General features: G+C 59.3%; 20 protein-coding genes. 12 read left to right on the forward strand and 8 right to left on the reverse strand.

Annotated features, from left to right (window positions below; genetic code table 11):
- The first annotated feature begins 7 nt into the window (after positions 1 to 7).
- The 7 genes from PspR84_RS06410 (at position 8) to recX (ending at position 4708) form a co-directional block, all read left to right on the forward strand.
- Positions 8 to 1168, forward strand: coding sequence for a hypothetical protein (locus PspR84_RS06410; protein ID WP_160056299.1), 1161 nt, complete (start codon positions 8 to 10; stop codon positions 1166 to 1168).
- A complete protein-coding gene (locus PspR84_RS06415; RefSeq protein WP_160056301.1) occupies positions 1168 to 1422 on the forward strand; it encodes a hypothetical protein in 255 nt (84 codons plus the stop codon). The genes PspR84_RS06410 and PspR84_RS06415 overlap by 1 nt, the downstream gene beginning before the upstream one ends.
- Positions 1423 to 1458: 36 nt before the next feature.
- Positions 1459 to 2025, forward strand: a complete 567-nt coding sequence (locus tag PspR84_RS06420) for a glycoside hydrolase family 19 protein (protein WP_160056303.1) — start codon at positions 1459 to 1461, stop codon at positions 2023 to 2025.
- A complete protein-coding gene (locus PspR84_RS06425; protein WP_160056305.1) occupies positions 2004 to 2522 on the forward strand; it encodes a lysis system i-spanin subunit Rz in 519 nt (172 codons plus the stop codon). The genes PspR84_RS06420 and PspR84_RS06425 overlap by 22 nt, the downstream gene beginning before the upstream one ends.
- A 67-nt stretch (positions 2523 to 2589) precedes the next feature.
- Entirely contained in the window at positions 2590 to 3090 is a 501-nt protein-coding gene (locus tag PspR84_RS06430) for a CinA family protein (RefSeq protein WP_160056307.1), read from the forward strand.
- An 83-nt stretch (positions 3091 to 3173) separates the two neighbouring features.
- Positions 3174 to 4229 carry a recombinase RecA gene (gene recA, locus PspR84_RS06435; RefSeq protein WP_007908746.1) on the forward strand — a complete coding sequence of 352 codons (1056 nt, stop codon included), beginning with the start codon at positions 3174 to 3176 and terminating at the stop codon, positions 4227 to 4229.
- Positions 4230 to 4237: 8 nt separating this feature from the next.
- Positions 4238 to 4708, forward strand: a complete 471-nt coding sequence (recX, locus tag PspR84_RS06440; RefSeq protein ID WP_160056309.1) for a recombination regulator RecX — start codon at positions 4238 to 4240, stop codon at positions 4706 to 4708.
- A gap of 54 nt (positions 4709 to 4762) precedes the next feature.
- On the opposite strand, the gene PspR84_RS06445 is transcribed toward recX, so the two are convergent.
- Positions 4763 to 5881 carry a TIGR00730 family Rossman fold protein gene (locus PspR84_RS06445; protein WP_160056311.1) on the reverse strand — a complete coding sequence of 373 codons (1119 nt, stop codon included), beginning with the start codon at positions 5879 to 5881 and terminating at the stop codon, positions 4763 to 4765.
- A 338-nt stretch (positions 5882 to 6219) separates the two neighbouring features.
- Between PspR84_RS06445 and PspR84_RS06450 the strand changes: the two genes are divergently transcribed.
- Entirely contained in the window at positions 6220 to 6414 is a 195-nt protein-coding gene (locus tag PspR84_RS06450; RefSeq protein WP_034154934.1) for a hypothetical protein, read from the forward strand.
- Here the strand turns inward: PspR84_RS06450 and PspR84_RS06455 are convergent, their stop codons facing one another.
- Positions 6415 to 6840: a PA3611 family quorum-sensing-regulated virulence factor gene (locus PspR84_RS06455; RefSeq protein ID WP_008077172.1), complete on the reverse strand. Its 426-nt coding sequence runs from the start codon at positions 6838 to 6840 to the stop codon at positions 6415 to 6417.
- Positions 6841 to 7029: 189 nt separating this feature from the next.
- Here PspR84_RS06455 and PspR84_RS06460 point away from each other — a divergent pair, with 189 nt between their 5' ends.
- The gene (locus tag PspR84_RS06460) at positions 7030 to 7776 is read left to right on the forward strand and encodes a tRNA-uridine aminocarboxypropyltransferase (RefSeq protein ID WP_034154936.1); all 747 of its coding nucleotides are present in this window, start codon (positions 7030 to 7032) and stop codon (positions 7774 to 7776) included.
- Positions 7777 to 7848: 72 nt separating this feature from the next.
- On the opposite strand, the gene PspR84_RS06465 is transcribed toward PspR84_RS06460, so the two are convergent.
- Positions 7849 to 8007 (reverse strand): hypothetical protein, encoded by a 159-nt coding sequence (locus tag PspR84_RS06465; protein WP_160056313.1) that lies wholly within the window; start codon positions 8005 to 8007, stop codon positions 7849 to 7851.
- Between PspR84_RS06465 and erdR the strand changes: the two genes are divergently transcribed.
- Positions 8000 to 8650: a response regulator transcription factor ErdR gene (gene erdR, locus PspR84_RS06470; protein ID WP_077571373.1), complete on the forward strand. Its 651-nt coding sequence runs from the start codon at positions 8000 to 8002 to the stop codon at positions 8648 to 8650. The genes PspR84_RS06465 and erdR overlap by 8 nt on opposite strands.
- A gap of 74 nt (positions 8651 to 8724) precedes the next feature.
- Positions 8725 to 9087: a diacylglycerol kinase gene (locus tag PspR84_RS06475; RefSeq protein ID WP_042557932.1), complete on the forward strand. Its 363-nt coding sequence runs from the start codon at positions 8725 to 8727 to the stop codon at positions 9085 to 9087.
- Here PspR84_RS06475 and PspR84_RS06480 read toward each other — a convergent pair.
- Positions 9084 to 10010: a LysR family transcriptional regulator gene (locus tag PspR84_RS06480; protein ID WP_160056315.1), complete on the reverse strand. Its 927-nt coding sequence runs from the start codon at positions 10008 to 10010 to the stop codon at positions 9084 to 9086. The two genes, PspR84_RS06475 and PspR84_RS06480, sit on opposite strands and share 4 nt — an antisense overlap.
- A 133-nt stretch (positions 10011 to 10143) precedes the next feature.
- Between PspR84_RS06480 and fpr the strand changes: the two genes are divergently transcribed.
- The gene (fpr, locus tag PspR84_RS06485) at positions 10144 to 10923 is read left to right on the forward strand and encodes a ferredoxin-NADP reductase (protein ID WP_007908723.1); all 780 of its coding nucleotides are present in this window, start codon (positions 10144 to 10146) and stop codon (positions 10921 to 10923) included.
- A 158-nt stretch (positions 10924 to 11081) separates the two neighbouring features.
- Here the strand turns inward: fpr and tsaA are convergent, their stop codons facing one another.
- From tsaA to PspR84_RS06505, 4 genes are all read right to left on the reverse strand, one after another.
- Entirely contained in the window at positions 11082 to 11780 is a 699-nt protein-coding gene (gene tsaA, locus PspR84_RS06490; protein WP_160056317.1) for a tRNA (N6-threonylcarbamoyladenosine(37)-N6)-methyltransferase TrmO, read from the reverse strand.
- A gap of 168 nt (positions 11781 to 11948) precedes the next feature.
- A complete protein-coding gene (locus tag PspR84_RS06495) occupies positions 11949 to 12719 on the reverse strand; it encodes an SDR family oxidoreductase (RefSeq protein WP_160056319.1) in 771 nt (256 codons plus the stop codon).
- Between the two features lie 128 nt (positions 12720 to 12847).
- On the reverse strand, positions 12848 to 13318 hold the full coding sequence (locus PspR84_RS06500) for a DUF1456 family protein (protein ID WP_007908719.1): 471 nt from the start codon (positions 13316 to 13318) through the stop codon (positions 12848 to 12850).
- A gap of 72 nt (positions 13319 to 13390) precedes the next feature.
- Positions 13391 to 14101: an rRNA pseudouridine synthase gene (locus tag PspR84_RS06505; protein ID WP_160056321.1), complete on the reverse strand. Its 711-nt coding sequence runs from the start codon at positions 14099 to 14101 to the stop codon at positions 13391 to 13393.
- Positions 14102 to 14203 lie beyond the last annotated feature (102 nt).

Below are 14203 nucleotides of genomic sequence, written 5' to 3' on the forward strand. Positions count from 1 at the left end.
AACTAACGTGGACTATCCAAAAAGTGTTCCCAGCGTCGGGCTGGTGAATGGCAAATTCGTCAATGAAGACGTCGTCGCGGGATTGCCCGGATCGTTGATCCCGGCGACCTGGGGCAACAGCGTCACCGATGAGTTGTTGAACGTCGTCAAATCCGCCGGCCTTGAGCCGAGCGAAGCCGATGCAACCCAGTTGTTGCAAGCGGTGAAAAAACTCAGTCAGGCAGGTGAAGACAAACATGCCACTGACATCGGCGCGGCCAATCTCTATATGGCCAATTATGTGCCTGCCGTCACTGTATTGAAGGACGGCTTGGCGCTGCGCTTTACTGCCGGTAATGCCAATACCGGGGCGAGTACGTTTGCACCGAACGGGCTGATGCCCAAGCCGCTGGTCAGTCTCGCAGCGAGTGCATTGCGCCCTGCCGAGATTGTCGGCGGTAGTGTGTGTTCGGTGGTGTACAGCGCAGCACTGGATAGTTGGGTGCTGGTGTATGCGAGTGGTGGCAATGCTGCAAGTGGCCGGCTCTTGGGGATCAGGACATTTACTGCGTCCGGCATCTATGTGCCAGCAGTGGGAATGAAGAACGTATGGGTCACCATCGTCGGCGGAGGTGGTGGCAGCTCGGGAATCGGTGCGACGAACTCTACCCAGGTTTCCCTTACAGGCGGTGGCGCTTCCGGTAGCTACGCACAAGCCTGGTTATCCTCTGCCGCGATCGGGCAGAGCCAAATCATTACCGTGGGGGCTGGGGGCGCGGCGGGGGTTGTCGGCACAGGCGGAGGAAGTGGCGGTACAAGTTCGCTGGGTTCATTGGTTACGGCCACCGGTGGCGGCGGGTCTCCCTCGAGTTCTCCGCTTACGCTTCCTGGATTCGGCTTGTATGTGGGTGGTTTTCCCAGCCAAACCTCAAGTGGCGGCAACATTGTCAATTCGGCAGGTGCGGCCGGCAACCCAGGGATGTGCCTCACCGGATCAACACTTGCCGGGCACGGCGCAAACTCACCGCTCGGCAGTGGTGGGTATGCGAGCAGCGTCGCATTGAGTGTGGCTGCCCCCGGTTCCGGTTATGGTTCAGGCGCGGGCGGGATCGCTAACACAACCAATCAGCCGGGTAGACCGGGCGCAGCAGGCGCTCCCGGTGCCGTGATCATCTACGAGTACGCCTGATGAAAACCTACGCACGCATCACCCAGAACACCGTGGTCGAACTCTTCTCCACCGATGGAAATATGGCCGAGATGTTTCATCCGGATCTGCTCTGGATCGACATCACTGAAATCGCTCCGGCACCGCAAATCGACTGGACCGCCAACTTCGGCACCCTCGGTTGGGTGTTTGCATCCCCCGAAGAACTGACGCCGGACAGCACCCTGAAAACTCTGGCAAAAAAATGGCTGAGCGGCATTGGCCTTCAACCGTGATTCAATCGGGGCAATATCCAGGGAGGATCAAGCATTATGCAATTAACTGAAAACAACCTTATCGACATCATGCCCAACGCCCGCTCCCAAGCGGGCGTTTTTGTTTCTGCACTCAACACTGCCATGACTCGGCGGCGCATCGACACGCCTAAACGTATTGCTGCGTTTCTTGCGCAGGTCGGCCATGAGTCGGGGCAATTGCGTTATGTGCGCGAACTGGGCAACAACCAATACCTGAGCAAGTACGACACGGGTACGTTGGCCTTGCGTCTGGGCAACACACCTGAAGCCGACGGCGACGGGCAAAAATACCGAGGGCGCGGGTTGATCCAGATTACCGGCCGTTCGAATTACCGCCAGTGCAGCCTTGGCCTGTTCGGCGATGAGCGCCTGCTGTCTCTGCCCGAATTGCTCGAACAGCCGCAATGGGCGGCCGAATCCGCGGCATGGTTCTGGGAGCAGAAAGGTTTGAACGCACTGGCCGACCGCGACGAGTTCAACACCATTACCCGTCGCATCAACGGCGGGTTGAACGGCTTGCAGGATCGTCTGGAAATCTGGGCGCGGGCGAGGGCGGTGCTATGCCAATCCCCTGGCGAATGATCGGCGTCCTGTTGCTGGCTGCGGGTGGATTTGCAGCGGCCTGGCAGTTGCAGGAGTGGCGTTACGGGCGGCAACTGGCCGAGCAGGCGCGGTTAAACGGCGAAACCCTCAATCAACTGACCCAGACCGCCGCCACCGTGCAACAGGCTGAGCAGGATAAACGTCTGGCGCTGGAGCAACGGCTCGCGGCCAGTGAAAAAACCCACTACCGAGCGCTGAGCGATGCCCAACGTGATCAGGATCGCCTGCGCGATCGCCTTGCCACTGCTGATGTGCGCCTGTCAGTCCTTCTCGACGCCAGCGACGTTGCCCCAGGCTGCAACGTGCCAGCCACCGCCGGCGCCGGCAGCGTGGATCATGCAACCGTACGCGCCCGACTTGACCCGGCGCATGCTCAACGAATTATCGCCATCACCGACACCGGCGACCGTGGAATGATTGCCTTGCAGGCCTGTCAGGCCTATGTCAGAGCGCTGGCGCCCGAACATTTTGAATGAGTCTGTGTATTGAAAGCGCAACCGGCTCGTGTACGGTGGAGGCATTCCACACGATCCGGAGCACGCCGTGAAAGAGATCACTCAACTGGCCGCCGACCTTGGCCGACGTCTGCAACTGCTCAATGCCCACGTCACCACCGCCGAGTCCTGTACCGGTGGCGGGATTGCCGAAGCCATCACACGGATTCCCGGCAGTTCGGCGTGGTTCGAGGCGGGTTATGTGACGTACTCCAACCGGCAGAAAACCCAGCAACTGAATGTGCCGGGTGAATTGTTCGAGTCGGTGGGTGCAGTCAGTCGCGAGGTCGTTGAGGCGATGGTGCGTGGTGCCCAGGACAAAAGCCTGGCGCGATTTGCCGTAGCAGTCAGTGGTGTGGCCGGGCCGGACGGCGGCTCGCCGAACAAACCGGTCGGCACGGTGTGGCTGGCGTGGGGCGTTGGCGAAACGGTCACCAGTGAGGTTCAGCACTTCCCCGGCAACCGCGATGATGTCCGCCGACAAACGGTGAAGGCCGCGCTAGAGGGGCTCCTGCGACTAGCGGCACGAGAAATCGAAAATCAGGGGTAGGCGATCCGCGAACGCTGTGGAATAATACTGGCTACTTATACAGGTGTTGGCCGTCAGGCCTTATTGATTACGTGAGGACTTTAATGGACGACAACAAGAAGAAAGCCTTGGCTGCGGCCCTGGGTCAGATCGAACGTCAATTCGGCAAGGGTGCCGTGATGCGTATGGGCGATCAGGACCGTCAGGCGATCCCGGCTATCTCCACTGGCTCTCTGGGTCTGGACATCGCGCTCGGCATTGGCGGACTGCCAAAAGGCCGTATCGTTGAAATCTACGGTCCTGAATCCTCCGGTAAAACCACACTGACACTGTCGGTGATCGCCCAGGCGCAAAAAGCCGGCGCGACCTGCGCATTCGTCGACGCCGAACACGCCCTCGATCCTGAGTACGCCGGCAAGTTGGGCGTTAACGTCGACGACCTGCTGGTGTCCCAGCCGGACACCGGTGAACAGGCGCTGGAAATCACCGACATGCTGGTGCGTTCCAACGCCGTTGACGTGATCATCGTCGACTCCGTAGCTGCACTGGTGCCGAAGGCTGAAATCGAAGGCGAAATGGGTGATATGCACGTGGGCCTGCAAGCCCGTCTGATGTCCCAAGCGCTGCGTAAAATCACCGGTAACATCAAGAACGCCAACTGCCTGGTGATCTTCATCAACCAGATCCGTATGAAGATCGGTGTGATGTTCGGTAGCCCGGAAACCACCACCGGTGGTAACGCGCTGAAGTTCTACGCCTCGGTTCGTCTCGACATCCGCCGTACCGGCGCGGTGAAAGAAGGCGACGAAGTGGTCGGCAGCGAAACCCGCGTCAAGGTTGTGAAGAACAAGGTCGCTTCGCCGTTCCGTCAGGCTGAGTTCCAGATTCTTTACGGCAAAGGCATCTATCTCAATGGCGAGATGATCGACCTGGGTGTGCTGCACGGTTTCGTCGAGAAGTCCGGCGCATGGTATGCCTACGAAGGCACCAAGATCGGTCAGGGCAAGGCTAACTCGGCCAAGTTCCTGGCAGACAATCCGGAAATCGCCGCGAAGCTTGAGAAGCAACTTCGTGACAAGCTGCTTACTCCAGCAGTGATCGACTCCAAGGCCTCTGCAGTCAAAGAGACTGAAGACGACCTGGCCGACGCTGACATCTGATTGCAGCGATGACCACCGCCGTACTCGATACCCTCGTCGCGGTGCGACGCACCGCCATGGACCTGCTTGCACGCCGCGAGCATGGTCGAGTCGAGTTGACGCGCAAATTGCGTCAGCGCGGCGCCGAGGCGGAGATGATCGAAACAGCCCTCGACCGTTTGACGGAAGAGGGACTGCTTTCCGAAGCCCGTTACCTTGAAAGCTTTGTTTCCTATCGTGCCCGTTCCGGCTACGGCCCTCTGCGAATTCGCGAAGAGCTGGGCCAGCGCGGTTTACAGCGCGCCGATATCGAACTCGCCCTGCGCGAAAGCGGTATCAGTTGGCAGGAACAACTTCAGGACACCTGGCGCCGGAAGTTCTCCGGGCATTTACCGATTGATGCGAAGGAACGGGCCAAGCAAGGTCGGTTCCTGGCCTATCGGGGGTTTTCGATGGAGATGATCAACCGCTTGTTCAGCGGTCGAGGGATGGACGATTAAACTGCTTCAATAAAAACGGCCCGCTATGAAAATAGCGGGCCTTTTTTTTTGCCCTCAAATTACCTTGAAGGGTTCGCGCGAACGTTGTGCTGTTTGCGGTTTTGACTGAGCCCAGTTTTCCGGCAGGTTGATGTAGTCGATCAACTCCCTCAGGCGCCCGTGAGTGCGGGCATTGAAGGCGAAGGCCAGCCGCGCCAGATGGCTGAACTGCGCTTCATCGTGTTCCTCACCGCTGTAGTCGTGTTGATGAAACTGGTCACTCAGGCACAGATCGGCGAACGCTTCCTGCATGTGCGCCAGCGCCTGATCGCTGAGCTTGTGATGCATACGAATCACGAACTGACGCTTGAGCCAACGGCTGGAGTGGAAGTTGCTGTAGAACTGGTTGATCTGTTCCACCGCTTCCTCAACGGTGTAAACCAGCCGCATCAGTTTCATGTCGGTAGGCAGGATGTAGCGGTTGGCCTCCAGTTGCTGGCGAATGAAGTCCATCGCGCCTTGCCAGAATGTGCCGCCGGGTGCATCCAGCAGCACCACCGGCACCAATGGACTTTTACCGGTCTGGATCAACGTCAGTACTTCCAGTGCTTCATCCAGCGTGCCGAAACCGCCCGGGCATAAAACCAGCGCGTCGGCTTCTTTGACGAAAAACAGTTTTCGCGTGAAGAAGAAGTGGAACGGCAGCAGATTACCGGTGCCATCGACAGTGGGGTTGGCATGTTGTTCGAAGGGCAGGGTGATGTTGAAACCGAGACTGTGATCACGGCCGGCACCTTCATGGGCTGCGGCCATGATGCCGCCGCCCGCACCGGTAATGACCATCATCCCCGAGCGGGTCAACGCCGCGCCGAGTTCTCGGGCCATGGCATATAGAGGATGTTCGACTGGTGTACGCGCCGAGCCGAACACCGTGACTTTGCGTCGGCCCTTGAATTGCTCCAGCACCCGGAACGCCTGCTCCAGTTCGCGCAGAGCCTGCAGGGTGATCTTGGCGTTCCAGCGGTTGTGGTCTTCCTGGGCCATGCGCAGCACGGTCAGGATCATGTCGCGGTAGATGGGAATGTTCGGGCTGTTGGGGGAAACACGGCTGAGTTGTTCTTCGACCTTACAGATGAGGTCGGGGCCGCTTTCCTGAAAATGACGGCTCAAGAGGTCATTCGGTTGGTAAGGCATTCAACGTCTCCTTCTGCACAGAGCGGATGGCCCTGACGAGCGGCGTCAGTGCCGCGCTGCAAAAAACACACGATCAGCAGTTCCTTTCCTGCCGTTGAAAAATGATCGGGAATACTCTGAATCTAGACCCTTGCGCGCATTTGCGCTGACTTGATCATTGCGCCGCAACGCTTTGCCTGGCAACTGTTTATTGATTGTTCGCCGGTTCCTTCACCGCTCGTCCGAACCTGCGCCGAGCGGCAATCCCTCTGATTAACTAACTTACAGGCGTCGTACGACAGCTTTGCGTCACGGTGCACGCGATTCAAGGATTTGCGGGTGGCAAGGAGGCGGGACACATGGCCAGAGTGATTCTGGAGATCGATACGCAGTTGTATCGAATGTTGAAGGCATCAGCCGAGACCAATCATCTCAGTCTCGAAGAAGAGTGCTGCCGGCGCTTGGCCGGCGGCGAGCGCCGCTCACACTATTTACAGGCCTTGCTGGCCGAACTGCGCGCCGAGGATGAACAGCGGCGCGCCAATTCGCGATGATTACTTCTTTTTCGCCGGACCGGCTTTCGGGCAATCCGATTCCTGGTAGCTGGCGGAGCCGATCGCTTTGTTGGTTTTCACTTCGGTGAAGTCGTAACGCATGATCGCGCCCTTGGCCATCAGCTTGCGGAACGACGGGTTGTTGCACACCGAAGCGCCCAACTGGAAATACACGGCTTTAGGGTCAGCGCGCATCTTGTCGGCGTGGCTTTTCTGCACGCTCAGGTGGTTGATCAACTGCGTGCCTTCAACGGTGAAGCCCTGATCAAGAATGTCTTCACTGATGGCGCGTGGCGTGCCGACGCTGCTTTGGGCGGCGACGTTGCGCAGCTCGCGGTTCAGATTCTGCTCACTCAGGGAGGCAGCCTGAGCGGTGAAGGACGACGCCAGCAGAATGGCAGCGGTGGGAACGATAAGGCGCAGCATGAAACTCTCCTGGTTCAGTGACTGGTGGTTCGACCAGCCACGTGACTGTGCGTTCAGTGGCGGCGAATTATAGGGGAGCCGGTCGGGAGGGTACAGGCTTGCGCCCGTCGCTCTGGTAAACTGCCGGCCTTTATTGCCCTGACGAGTGTTGTTCGTGTCGAGTTTCCCTGTCTGCCGGCGCTGCCTGCGATGAACCATGCCCCCAACGCCGTCGCCCGTTTGCGCGATCAGCGCGAAGATGAAGGCATCAAGCCGATTCAGGCCCGTGGCTTTCGCTCCGAGCGTTGCCGCGACTGCCGGGTGATCATCAGCCATTGCCTGTGCGCCTGGCGACCTAGTGTCGAGACGCGGTCGGGCGTGTGCCTGATCATGACCGGCAAGGAAGTGTTCAAACCGAGCAACACCGGTTGGCTGATTGCTGACGTGGTGCGCGATAACCATGCGTTTATCTGGTCGCGTACCGAGCCCGATCCGCAGATGCTGGCGCTGCTCAATGACCCGCAATGGCAACCGTATCTGGTGTTTCCCGGCGAATACGTGGAGCCCTCGCGAGTAACCAACACCGTCGCCATCGATAGCAGCAAGCGCCCATTGTTCATTCTGCTCGACGCCACCTGGACCGAAGCGCGGAAGATTTTCCGCAAGAGTCCGTATTTCGACCGTTTGCCAATCCTCAGCCTGCTGCCCGACAAACTCTCACGCTACCGCTTGCGCCGTTCGACCCGCAGCGAGCACCTGTGCACTGCCGAAGTCGCGGCGCTGTGCCTGGAACTGGCCGGTGACAGCGACGCGGCTTCTGCGCTGGACGCCTATTTCGACGTGTTCAGCCAGCATTACCTTGGCGCTAAACAGCAGTTGGACATGAATGAGTCGACGCCAGCCCACGCTGAGTTGCTGCCCTATATACGAAAGCCGCAGCCGGAGTTGGCCCAATAGTGGCCCATACTGTACAAGCCAGCGGCCGTGCTGCTTGACCACCCCGTCTTCGCTGGGCATGCTTGGCGCCGATTAGGGTGCGGCCAAGGTTTGAAACGCCGTGTTTGCTGTTGATTGGCGTTGAACGTGCCCCTGTGGATATCGCTCGAAAGCGGCATCTTGAGTTGCTTTGGCCAGACCGGAATGCACCGGGTCTGCCATCAAAAACAGGATCATTTGAAAAATGGCCACATACGACATCCTGATTGCCGATGATCACCCTCTGTTTCGTAGCGCCCTGCATCAAGCGGTGACGCTGGGCCTCGGGCCGGATGTACGCTTGGTCGAAGTCGCAAGCATCGCCGAACTGGAAACCCGCCTGACCGAAAAAGCCGACTGGGATCTGGTCCTGCTGGACCTGAACATGCCCGGCGCTTTCGGGTTTTCCGGGTTGGTCATGCTGCGCGGCCAGTACCCGCAGATTCCGGTGGTGATGGTTTCGGCGCAGGAAGAAGCTTCGGTGATGGTCAAATCCCGCGAGTTCGGCGCCAGTGGCTTTATTCCAAAATCCAGCGACCTCAGCGTGATTCAGCAAGCGGTGCGCAAAGTGCTTGATGGCGACGTGTTCTGGCCGCCACAGGCGTTCGAAGCCGTTGCCGTTTCCGACGAAGCCAAGGCTGCCAGCGATGGCCTCGCCAGCCTGACGCCGCAGCAGTTCCGCGTGTTGACCATGGTCTGCGAAGGCCTGTTGAACAAGCAGATTGCCTATGAACTGAGCGTGTCGGAAGCGACCATCAAGGCCCACGTCACGGCGATCTTTCGCAAGTTGAATGTGCGCACCCGCACGCAAGCGGCTTTACTGCTGCAACAACTTGAGTCAATTCCGAGCCAATAAAGGCTGGCGTCTTCACGCTTTTTTGACTTTTGTTGATCTAGCTTTCCCACTCCTTTTTGGTTGGTTTCTACTTTATGTCACCTTTCAAGGGCCAGACTGGCCTGAAACGTATTCTCAACGCCTCTGGTTATTCGCTGGACGGCCTGCGCGCGGCCTTCACCGGTGAAGCAGCGTTTCGCCAATTGGTACTGCTGAACGTGGTGCTGGTTCCGCTGACGTTCTTCCTTAATGTCAGCCGTGTCGAACAGGCCTTGCTGATTGCCGTGTGCCTGTTGGCGCTGATCGTCGAGTTGCTGAACTCGGCCGTGGAAGCGGCCATCGACCGCATCTCGCTGGAACTGCACCCGCTGTCGAAGAACGCCAAGGACATGGGCAGCGCCGCACAATTCGTGGCACTGAGCATGATCGCGCTGGTGTGGGCGGTGATTCTGCTTTAAGCGATCGTCGGCAAAACGATCTCGTCGCTGCGCTGCACCCCGGCGGTGAAAGCGCGGCACAGCTCGAGAAACTCGCGCATCGCCGAAGTCTGGTACTTCTGCTTGTGCCAGATGAAGTAGAACTGCCGGGCCAGATCCAGATCCGGCGTTTCCACCGGCACCAGACTGCCACGGCGGAACGCGTCACGCAGCGCCAGCCGCGAGATACAGCCAATCCCCAGCCCCGACTCCACCGCGCGTTTGATCGCTTCGGTGTGTTCCAGCTCGAGACGGATATTCAGCGAGCTGCGATGGTGGCGCATGGCTTGATCAAAGGTCAGCCGCGTGCCGGAACCCTGTTCACGCAGAATCCACGCTTCGTGAGTCAACTCTTCCATGCTCGCGCTGCCGCGTTGGGCCAATGAATGCTGCGGCGCGCAGAACACCACCAGTTCATCCTCGACCCAGCTCTGCACCTCGATGTCCGGGTGGCTGCAATCGCCTTCGATTAGACCCAGATCAATTTCGTAGTGGGCGACTTGTTGCACGATATTGGCAGTGTTCTGCACGTGCAGCTTTACCTGACTTTCCGGGTGGCGCTGCATGAAACTGCCGATCAGCAGCGTCGCCAAGTAATTGCCGATGGTCAGCGTGGCGCCGACTGACAGCGAGCCGAAACCGGATTTGCCGTTGAGCAGATCTTCGATTTCCTTGGCCTGATCGAGCAGCGCCACCGCTTGCGGCAACAGCTGTTTGCCGAGGGCGTTGAGGCTCAGCCGTTTGCCGGCGCGGTCGAACAACTGGCAACTGGACTGGCGCTCGAGCTCGGTGATCGAGGTGCTGGCAGCCGACTGCGAGAGGTTGAGCAGACCCGCAGCACGGGATACGCTTTCCTGCTGGGCGACGGCGACGAAGACTTGCAGTTGACGGAGAGTAAATCGCATATCGATATAACCGATAACCCTTATCTTAATAATCCAGTTAACAGATATTGTCGTCGCTATTAGAATGCGATGCAATTGCGCACCGTCGCCTTCCAAAGCCAGCGCAGACCCAATCTCCAGGAGTCAAACGTACATGAGCAACATGAACCACGAGCGTGTCCTCAGTGTTCATCACTGGAACGACACTCTGTTCAGCTTCAAGTGCACCCGCGATCCGGGCCTGCGCTTCGAGAACGGTCAGTTCGTGATGATCGGCCTGCAACAGCCTAACGGCCGCCCGCTTATGCGCGCTTACTCGATCGCCAGCCCGAACTGGGAAGAGCATCTGGAGTTCTTCAGCATCAAGGTGCAGGACGGCCCGCTGACCTCGCAGCTGCAGCACTTGAAGGAAGGCGACGAGATCATCATCTCGAAGAAGCCTACCGGTACCCTGGTTCTGGACGACCTGAACCCGGGCAAACACTTGTACCTGCTGAGCACCGGCACTGGCCTGGCGCCGTTCATGAGCGTGATTCAGGACCCGGAAACCTACGAGCGCTTTGAAAAAGTGATCTTGGTTCACGGTGTGCGTTACGTCAACGAAGTCGCCTACCGCGAATTCATCACCGAGCACCTGCCGCAGAACGAGTTCTTCGGCGAAGCGCTGCGTGACAAGCTGATCTACTACCCGACCGTGACCCGCGAGCCTTTCGAGAATCAGGGCCGCCTGACCGATCTGATGCGCAGCGGCAAGCTGTTCAGCGACATCGGCCTGCCACCGATCAACCCTCAGGACGATCGCGCGATGATCTGCGGCAGCCCGAGCATGCTCGACGAGACCAGCGAAGTGCTCGACAGCTTTGGCCTGAAGATCTCGGCGCGGATGCGCGAGCCGGGTGATTACCTGATCGAGCGTGCGTTCGTCGAGAAGTAAGCCCCAAAACTGTAGGAGTGAGCCTGCTCGCGATAGCGATGGATCAGTCAAGATGGATGTCGACTGACACAGCCCTATCGCGAGCAGGCTCACTCCTACAGAAAAGCAAAAAGCCCGCGTTGCCTGAGAAGGCAGCGCGGGCTTTTTCGTTTTCGGGGTTACGCCTTGGCAGGAATGACTTCGAGCACGCGGATCTGCTCAGGCGTCGGGTAATGCCAGCGCACATCCAGATCCCAGAACTGCGAACCGTATTCGCGTTCCGGTGCCGGGGTTTGATACGCCGGGCGTGGATCCTGCGCCAGACACTGTTCAATCAGCTCAACCAGCGGCTCGTCGAGGCGCTGGGCGTGTGTGTGCGCTTGTTTCAGGGCTGAGTCCGTCCACTGCACGTCGATCAAATGTGGCGCAGCGCTGGCGATGTTGTTGGCGGCGTCGGGAATGATGTCGGCGTAAGGCACGTAGGGCTTGATGTCGAGAATCGGCGTGCCGTCCAGCAGATCAATGCCGGAAATGAACAGCCGATTGGCTTCGACCTTGTCCAGTTTCACCACCGACTGGCCGATGCCGTTAGGGCGGTGAGTCGCGCGGGTGGCGAACACGCCCATGGATTTGTTGCCGCCCAGGCGTGGTGGGCGGACTTTCAGGCGCGGTTTTTCTTCCAGTGCCTGATGGAACAGAAACAGTAGCCAGACATGACTGACCTGTTCCAGGCCTTGCACCGCGTCACCCTGATCGAACGGCGCCACCAGTTCCAGCACACCACGGGCGGCGGGAGCCAGTTGTGGCTGGCGGGGGATGGCGAATTTCTCCTTGAAGCAGGAGCGCACGAAGCCGATGGGGGAGACGCTGTAAGTCATGGTTTGCATTCGAAGCAGGGCAGGGGTGGGCATGATAACCCGGCGGGCCTCAAGTCTGGTGCTGGTAGGCCTGGCCTCTTCGCGAGCAGGCTCGCTCCCACAGGGGTTGTGTGCATGACACAGATCCAATGTGGGAGCGAGCCTGCTCGCGAAGGCCGCACCGCCGATCTACAAACTGAATCCACCATCCAGCGGAATAATATTCCCCGTCATATAAGCCCCAGCCGTACTCGCCAGACTGATCGCCAACGCCGCCATCTCCTCCTCCCGTCCCCAACGCTTCATCGGAATCAGCGCCGTGTCCTCAGCCAATGCCTGCTGATCATTACCAATATGCTGCGTCATCTTGCTCGGAAACCGCCCCGGCGCGATCACGTTGACGTTGATGTGCTGGCTCACCAGCTCCCGCGCCAAAATCCGCGACAACTGATGCAGGGCAGCCTTGCTCGGCCCGTAGGCATACGCCTGCTCGCCGAAGGAAGAAATCCCCGCCACCGAACCGATATTGATAATCCGCGCCGGATTCGCCGCCGAACCACCCTTGCGCAACAGCGGCAGAAACTGCTGGATGCAGGTGAACACCGAGGTCACGTTGAGCTGCATGACCTTTTCCCAGCCCTTGACCGGATAGCTCTCCAGCGGCGCGCCCCACGTGGTGCCGGCGTTATTCACCAGAATATCCAGATGCGTGATCTGCTCGCCCAAGCGCGCGGCCAGTTCCTGCACACCTTCTTCGGTCGCCAGGTTCGCCGCCACGCCATGACACTTGCCCAAGGCGCTGAGTTCTTCAGCCGTTTGATGGCAGGCTTCGGCGTCGCGCGAGCAGACATAGACGCGGGCGCCAGCCTCGACAAAGGCCTTGGCGATCATTTTGCCGATACCACGGGTGCCGCCGGTCACCAGAGCGGTGCGGCCTTGCAGGGAGAAATACGAGTGCATGGCGAGTCCTGAGGATTAGGGATCAGTACACCCTAGTCGTCAGCCGCAAAAAGCGGAGCCACTATTTTCGGAGGGAATGAACGGTCATGCGTTGCGGTGGCGACCATTGATCGCCACCGCAGAGAGGATCAGGCCGGGCGAACGCGCAGGGTCAGACCCTTGAGGAAGTTACGCAGCAACTGGTCGCCGCACGGGCGGTAGTTGGTGTGGCCTACCTTGCGGAACAGCGCGCTCAGCTCAGGCTTGGACACCGGGAACTCGGCAGCCTTGAGGATCGCGTGCATGTCGTCTTCTTTCAGTTCGAAGGCCACACGCAGCTTTTTCAGGATGATGTTGTTGGTCACCGGCACTTCGATCGGCTGCGGCGGACGGCTTTCGTCCTTGCCGCGCTTGAAGATCACCAGACCGTCGAGGAAGTGTGCGATGACTTCGTCCGGGCAGCGCACGAAACCTTCTTCGTCTTCTTCTTTCTTGTCGAGCCAGGTCACTACGTCGGCGAGCGCTACTTCCATGCCGCCGAGTTTGATGATCTCGACAACCTTCTTGTCGCTGATGTCGAGCATGTAGCGCACGCTGCGCAATACGTCGTTATGAATCATGTGAGTAATCCTGATAAGCGTTGTGGGCAGCACGCGGGCGCGCTGCCGGAATGTGCGGCGGCAGTGGAAGTCTTAGAACTTCTCTTTGCCGGACAGGTAGCGCCATTGCCCGACCGGGACCTTGCCGATCGAGACGCCGCCGATGCGGATGCGGCGGATGCCGATGACTTTCAGGCCGACGGCTTCGCAGAACTGGGCGATGATGCCGGGCTGCGGGTTCTTCATGGCGAAGCGCAGACGGTTTTCGTTCTGCCAGCTGGCCTTGACCGGCGGCAGTTCCTTGCCCTTGTGCGTCAGGCCGTGCTGCAGGCGATTGAGGCCGTGGGCGACCATGTCACCTTCGACTTCTACGATGTATTCCTGCTCGATCTTCGCGGCGTCGGCAGTGAGCTTGCGCAGGATCTTCCAGTCCTGGGTGAACACCAGCAGACCGCTGGCCTTGGCTTGCAGGTCGGCGCTGGCGGTCAGGCGCAGGAAGTGCCCGCGCAGAGGACGTTTGCTGAAGCGGTGTTCTTCGCTAAGGGTTTCGGCGCTCAGCGATTGCATGGCGGTGTCGACGTCCATGCCGGCTGGAGCGTTGAGCAGGATGGTCACCGGCTCCGGCGCGGTGGCCTTGGCGTCCTTGTCGAGCTCGACCTTCTGGTCGCCGACCTTGAATTGCGGCTCGTCAATCACTTCGCCGTCCACGGTGACCCAGCCGCCCTCAATGAACAGCTCGGCCTCCCGGCGGGAGCAACCGACCAGTTCGATGAGGCGTTTGGAGAGGCGAATCGGGTCAGTCATGACAGGGCCGTAACAAAAAAGGGGTGGGCATTGTACCTGTGTGGCGCCGGTTAAGCCCGGTTCCATTTGTAGGAGCTGCCGAAGGCTGCGATCTTTTGATCT

This window comes from Pseudomonas sp. R84, assembly GCF_009834515.1.
Lineage (GTDB): Bacteria > Pseudomonadota > Gammaproteobacteria > Pseudomonadales > Pseudomonadaceae > Aquipseudomonas.

Excerpts from the sequence above, each read along its gene's own strand:
- PspR84_RS06415 (WP_160056301.1), top strand. The coding sequence starts at position 1,168 with ATGAAAACCTACGCACGCATCACCCAGAACACCGTGGTCGAACTCTTC.
- PspR84_RS06420 (WP_160056303.1), top strand. The coding sequence starts at position 1,459 with ATGCAATTAACTGAAAACAACCTTATCGACATCATGCCCAACGCCCGC.
- PspR84_RS06425 (WP_160056305.1), top strand. The coding sequence starts at position 2,004 with ATGCCAATCCCCTGGCGAATGATCGGCGTCCTGTTGCTGGCTGCGGGT.
- recA (WP_007908746.1), top strand. The coding sequence starts at position 3,174 with ATGGACGACAACAAGAAGAAAGCCTTGGCTGCGGCCCTGGGTCAGATC.
- recX (WP_160056309.1), top strand. The coding sequence starts at position 4,238 with ATGACCACCGCCGTACTCGATACCCTCGTCGCGGTGCGACGCACCGCC.
- PspR84_RS06445 (WP_160056311.1), bottom strand. The coding sequence starts at position 5,881 with ATGCCTTACCAACCGAATGACCTCTTGAGCCGTCATTTTCAGGAAAGC.
- PspR84_RS06450 (WP_034154934.1), top strand. The coding sequence starts at position 6,220 with ATGGCCAGAGTGATTCTGGAGATCGATACGCAGTTGTATCGAATGTTG.
- PspR84_RS06455 (WP_008077172.1), bottom strand. The coding sequence starts at position 6,840 with ATGCTGCGCCTTATCGTTCCCACCGCTGCCATTCTGCTGGCGTCGTCC.
- PspR84_RS06460 (WP_034154936.1), top strand. The coding sequence starts at position 7,030 with ATGAACCATGCCCCCAACGCCGTCGCCCGTTTGCGCGATCAGCGCGAA.
- erdR (WP_077571373.1), top strand. The coding sequence starts at position 8,000 with ATGGCCACATACGACATCCTGATTGCCGATGATCACCCTCTGTTTCGT.
- PspR84_RS06475 (WP_042557932.1), top strand. The coding sequence starts at position 8,725 with ATGTCACCTTTCAAGGGCCAGACTGGCCTGAAACGTATTCTCAACGCC.
- PspR84_RS06480 (WP_160056315.1), bottom strand. The coding sequence starts at position 10,010 with ATGCGATTTACTCTCCGTCAACTGCAAGTCTTCGTCGCCGTCGCCCAG.
- fpr (WP_007908723.1), top strand. The coding sequence starts at position 10,144 with ATGAGCAACATGAACCACGAGCGTGTCCTCAGTGTTCATCACTGGAAC.
- tsaA (WP_160056317.1), bottom strand. The coding sequence starts at position 11,780 with ATGACTTACAGCGTCTCCCCCATCGGCTTCGTGCGCTCCTGCTTCAAG.
- PspR84_RS06495 (WP_160056319.1), bottom strand. The coding sequence starts at position 12,719 with ATGCACTCGTATTTCTCCCTGCAAGGCCGCACCGCTCTGGTGACCGGC.
- PspR84_RS06500 (WP_007908719.1), bottom strand. The coding sequence starts at position 13,318 with ATGATTCATAACGACGTATTGCGCAGCGTGCGCTACATGCTCGACATC.
- PspR84_RS06505 (WP_160056321.1), bottom strand. The coding sequence starts at position 14,101 with ATGACTGACCCGATTCGCCTCTCCAAACGCCTCATCGAACTGGTCGGT.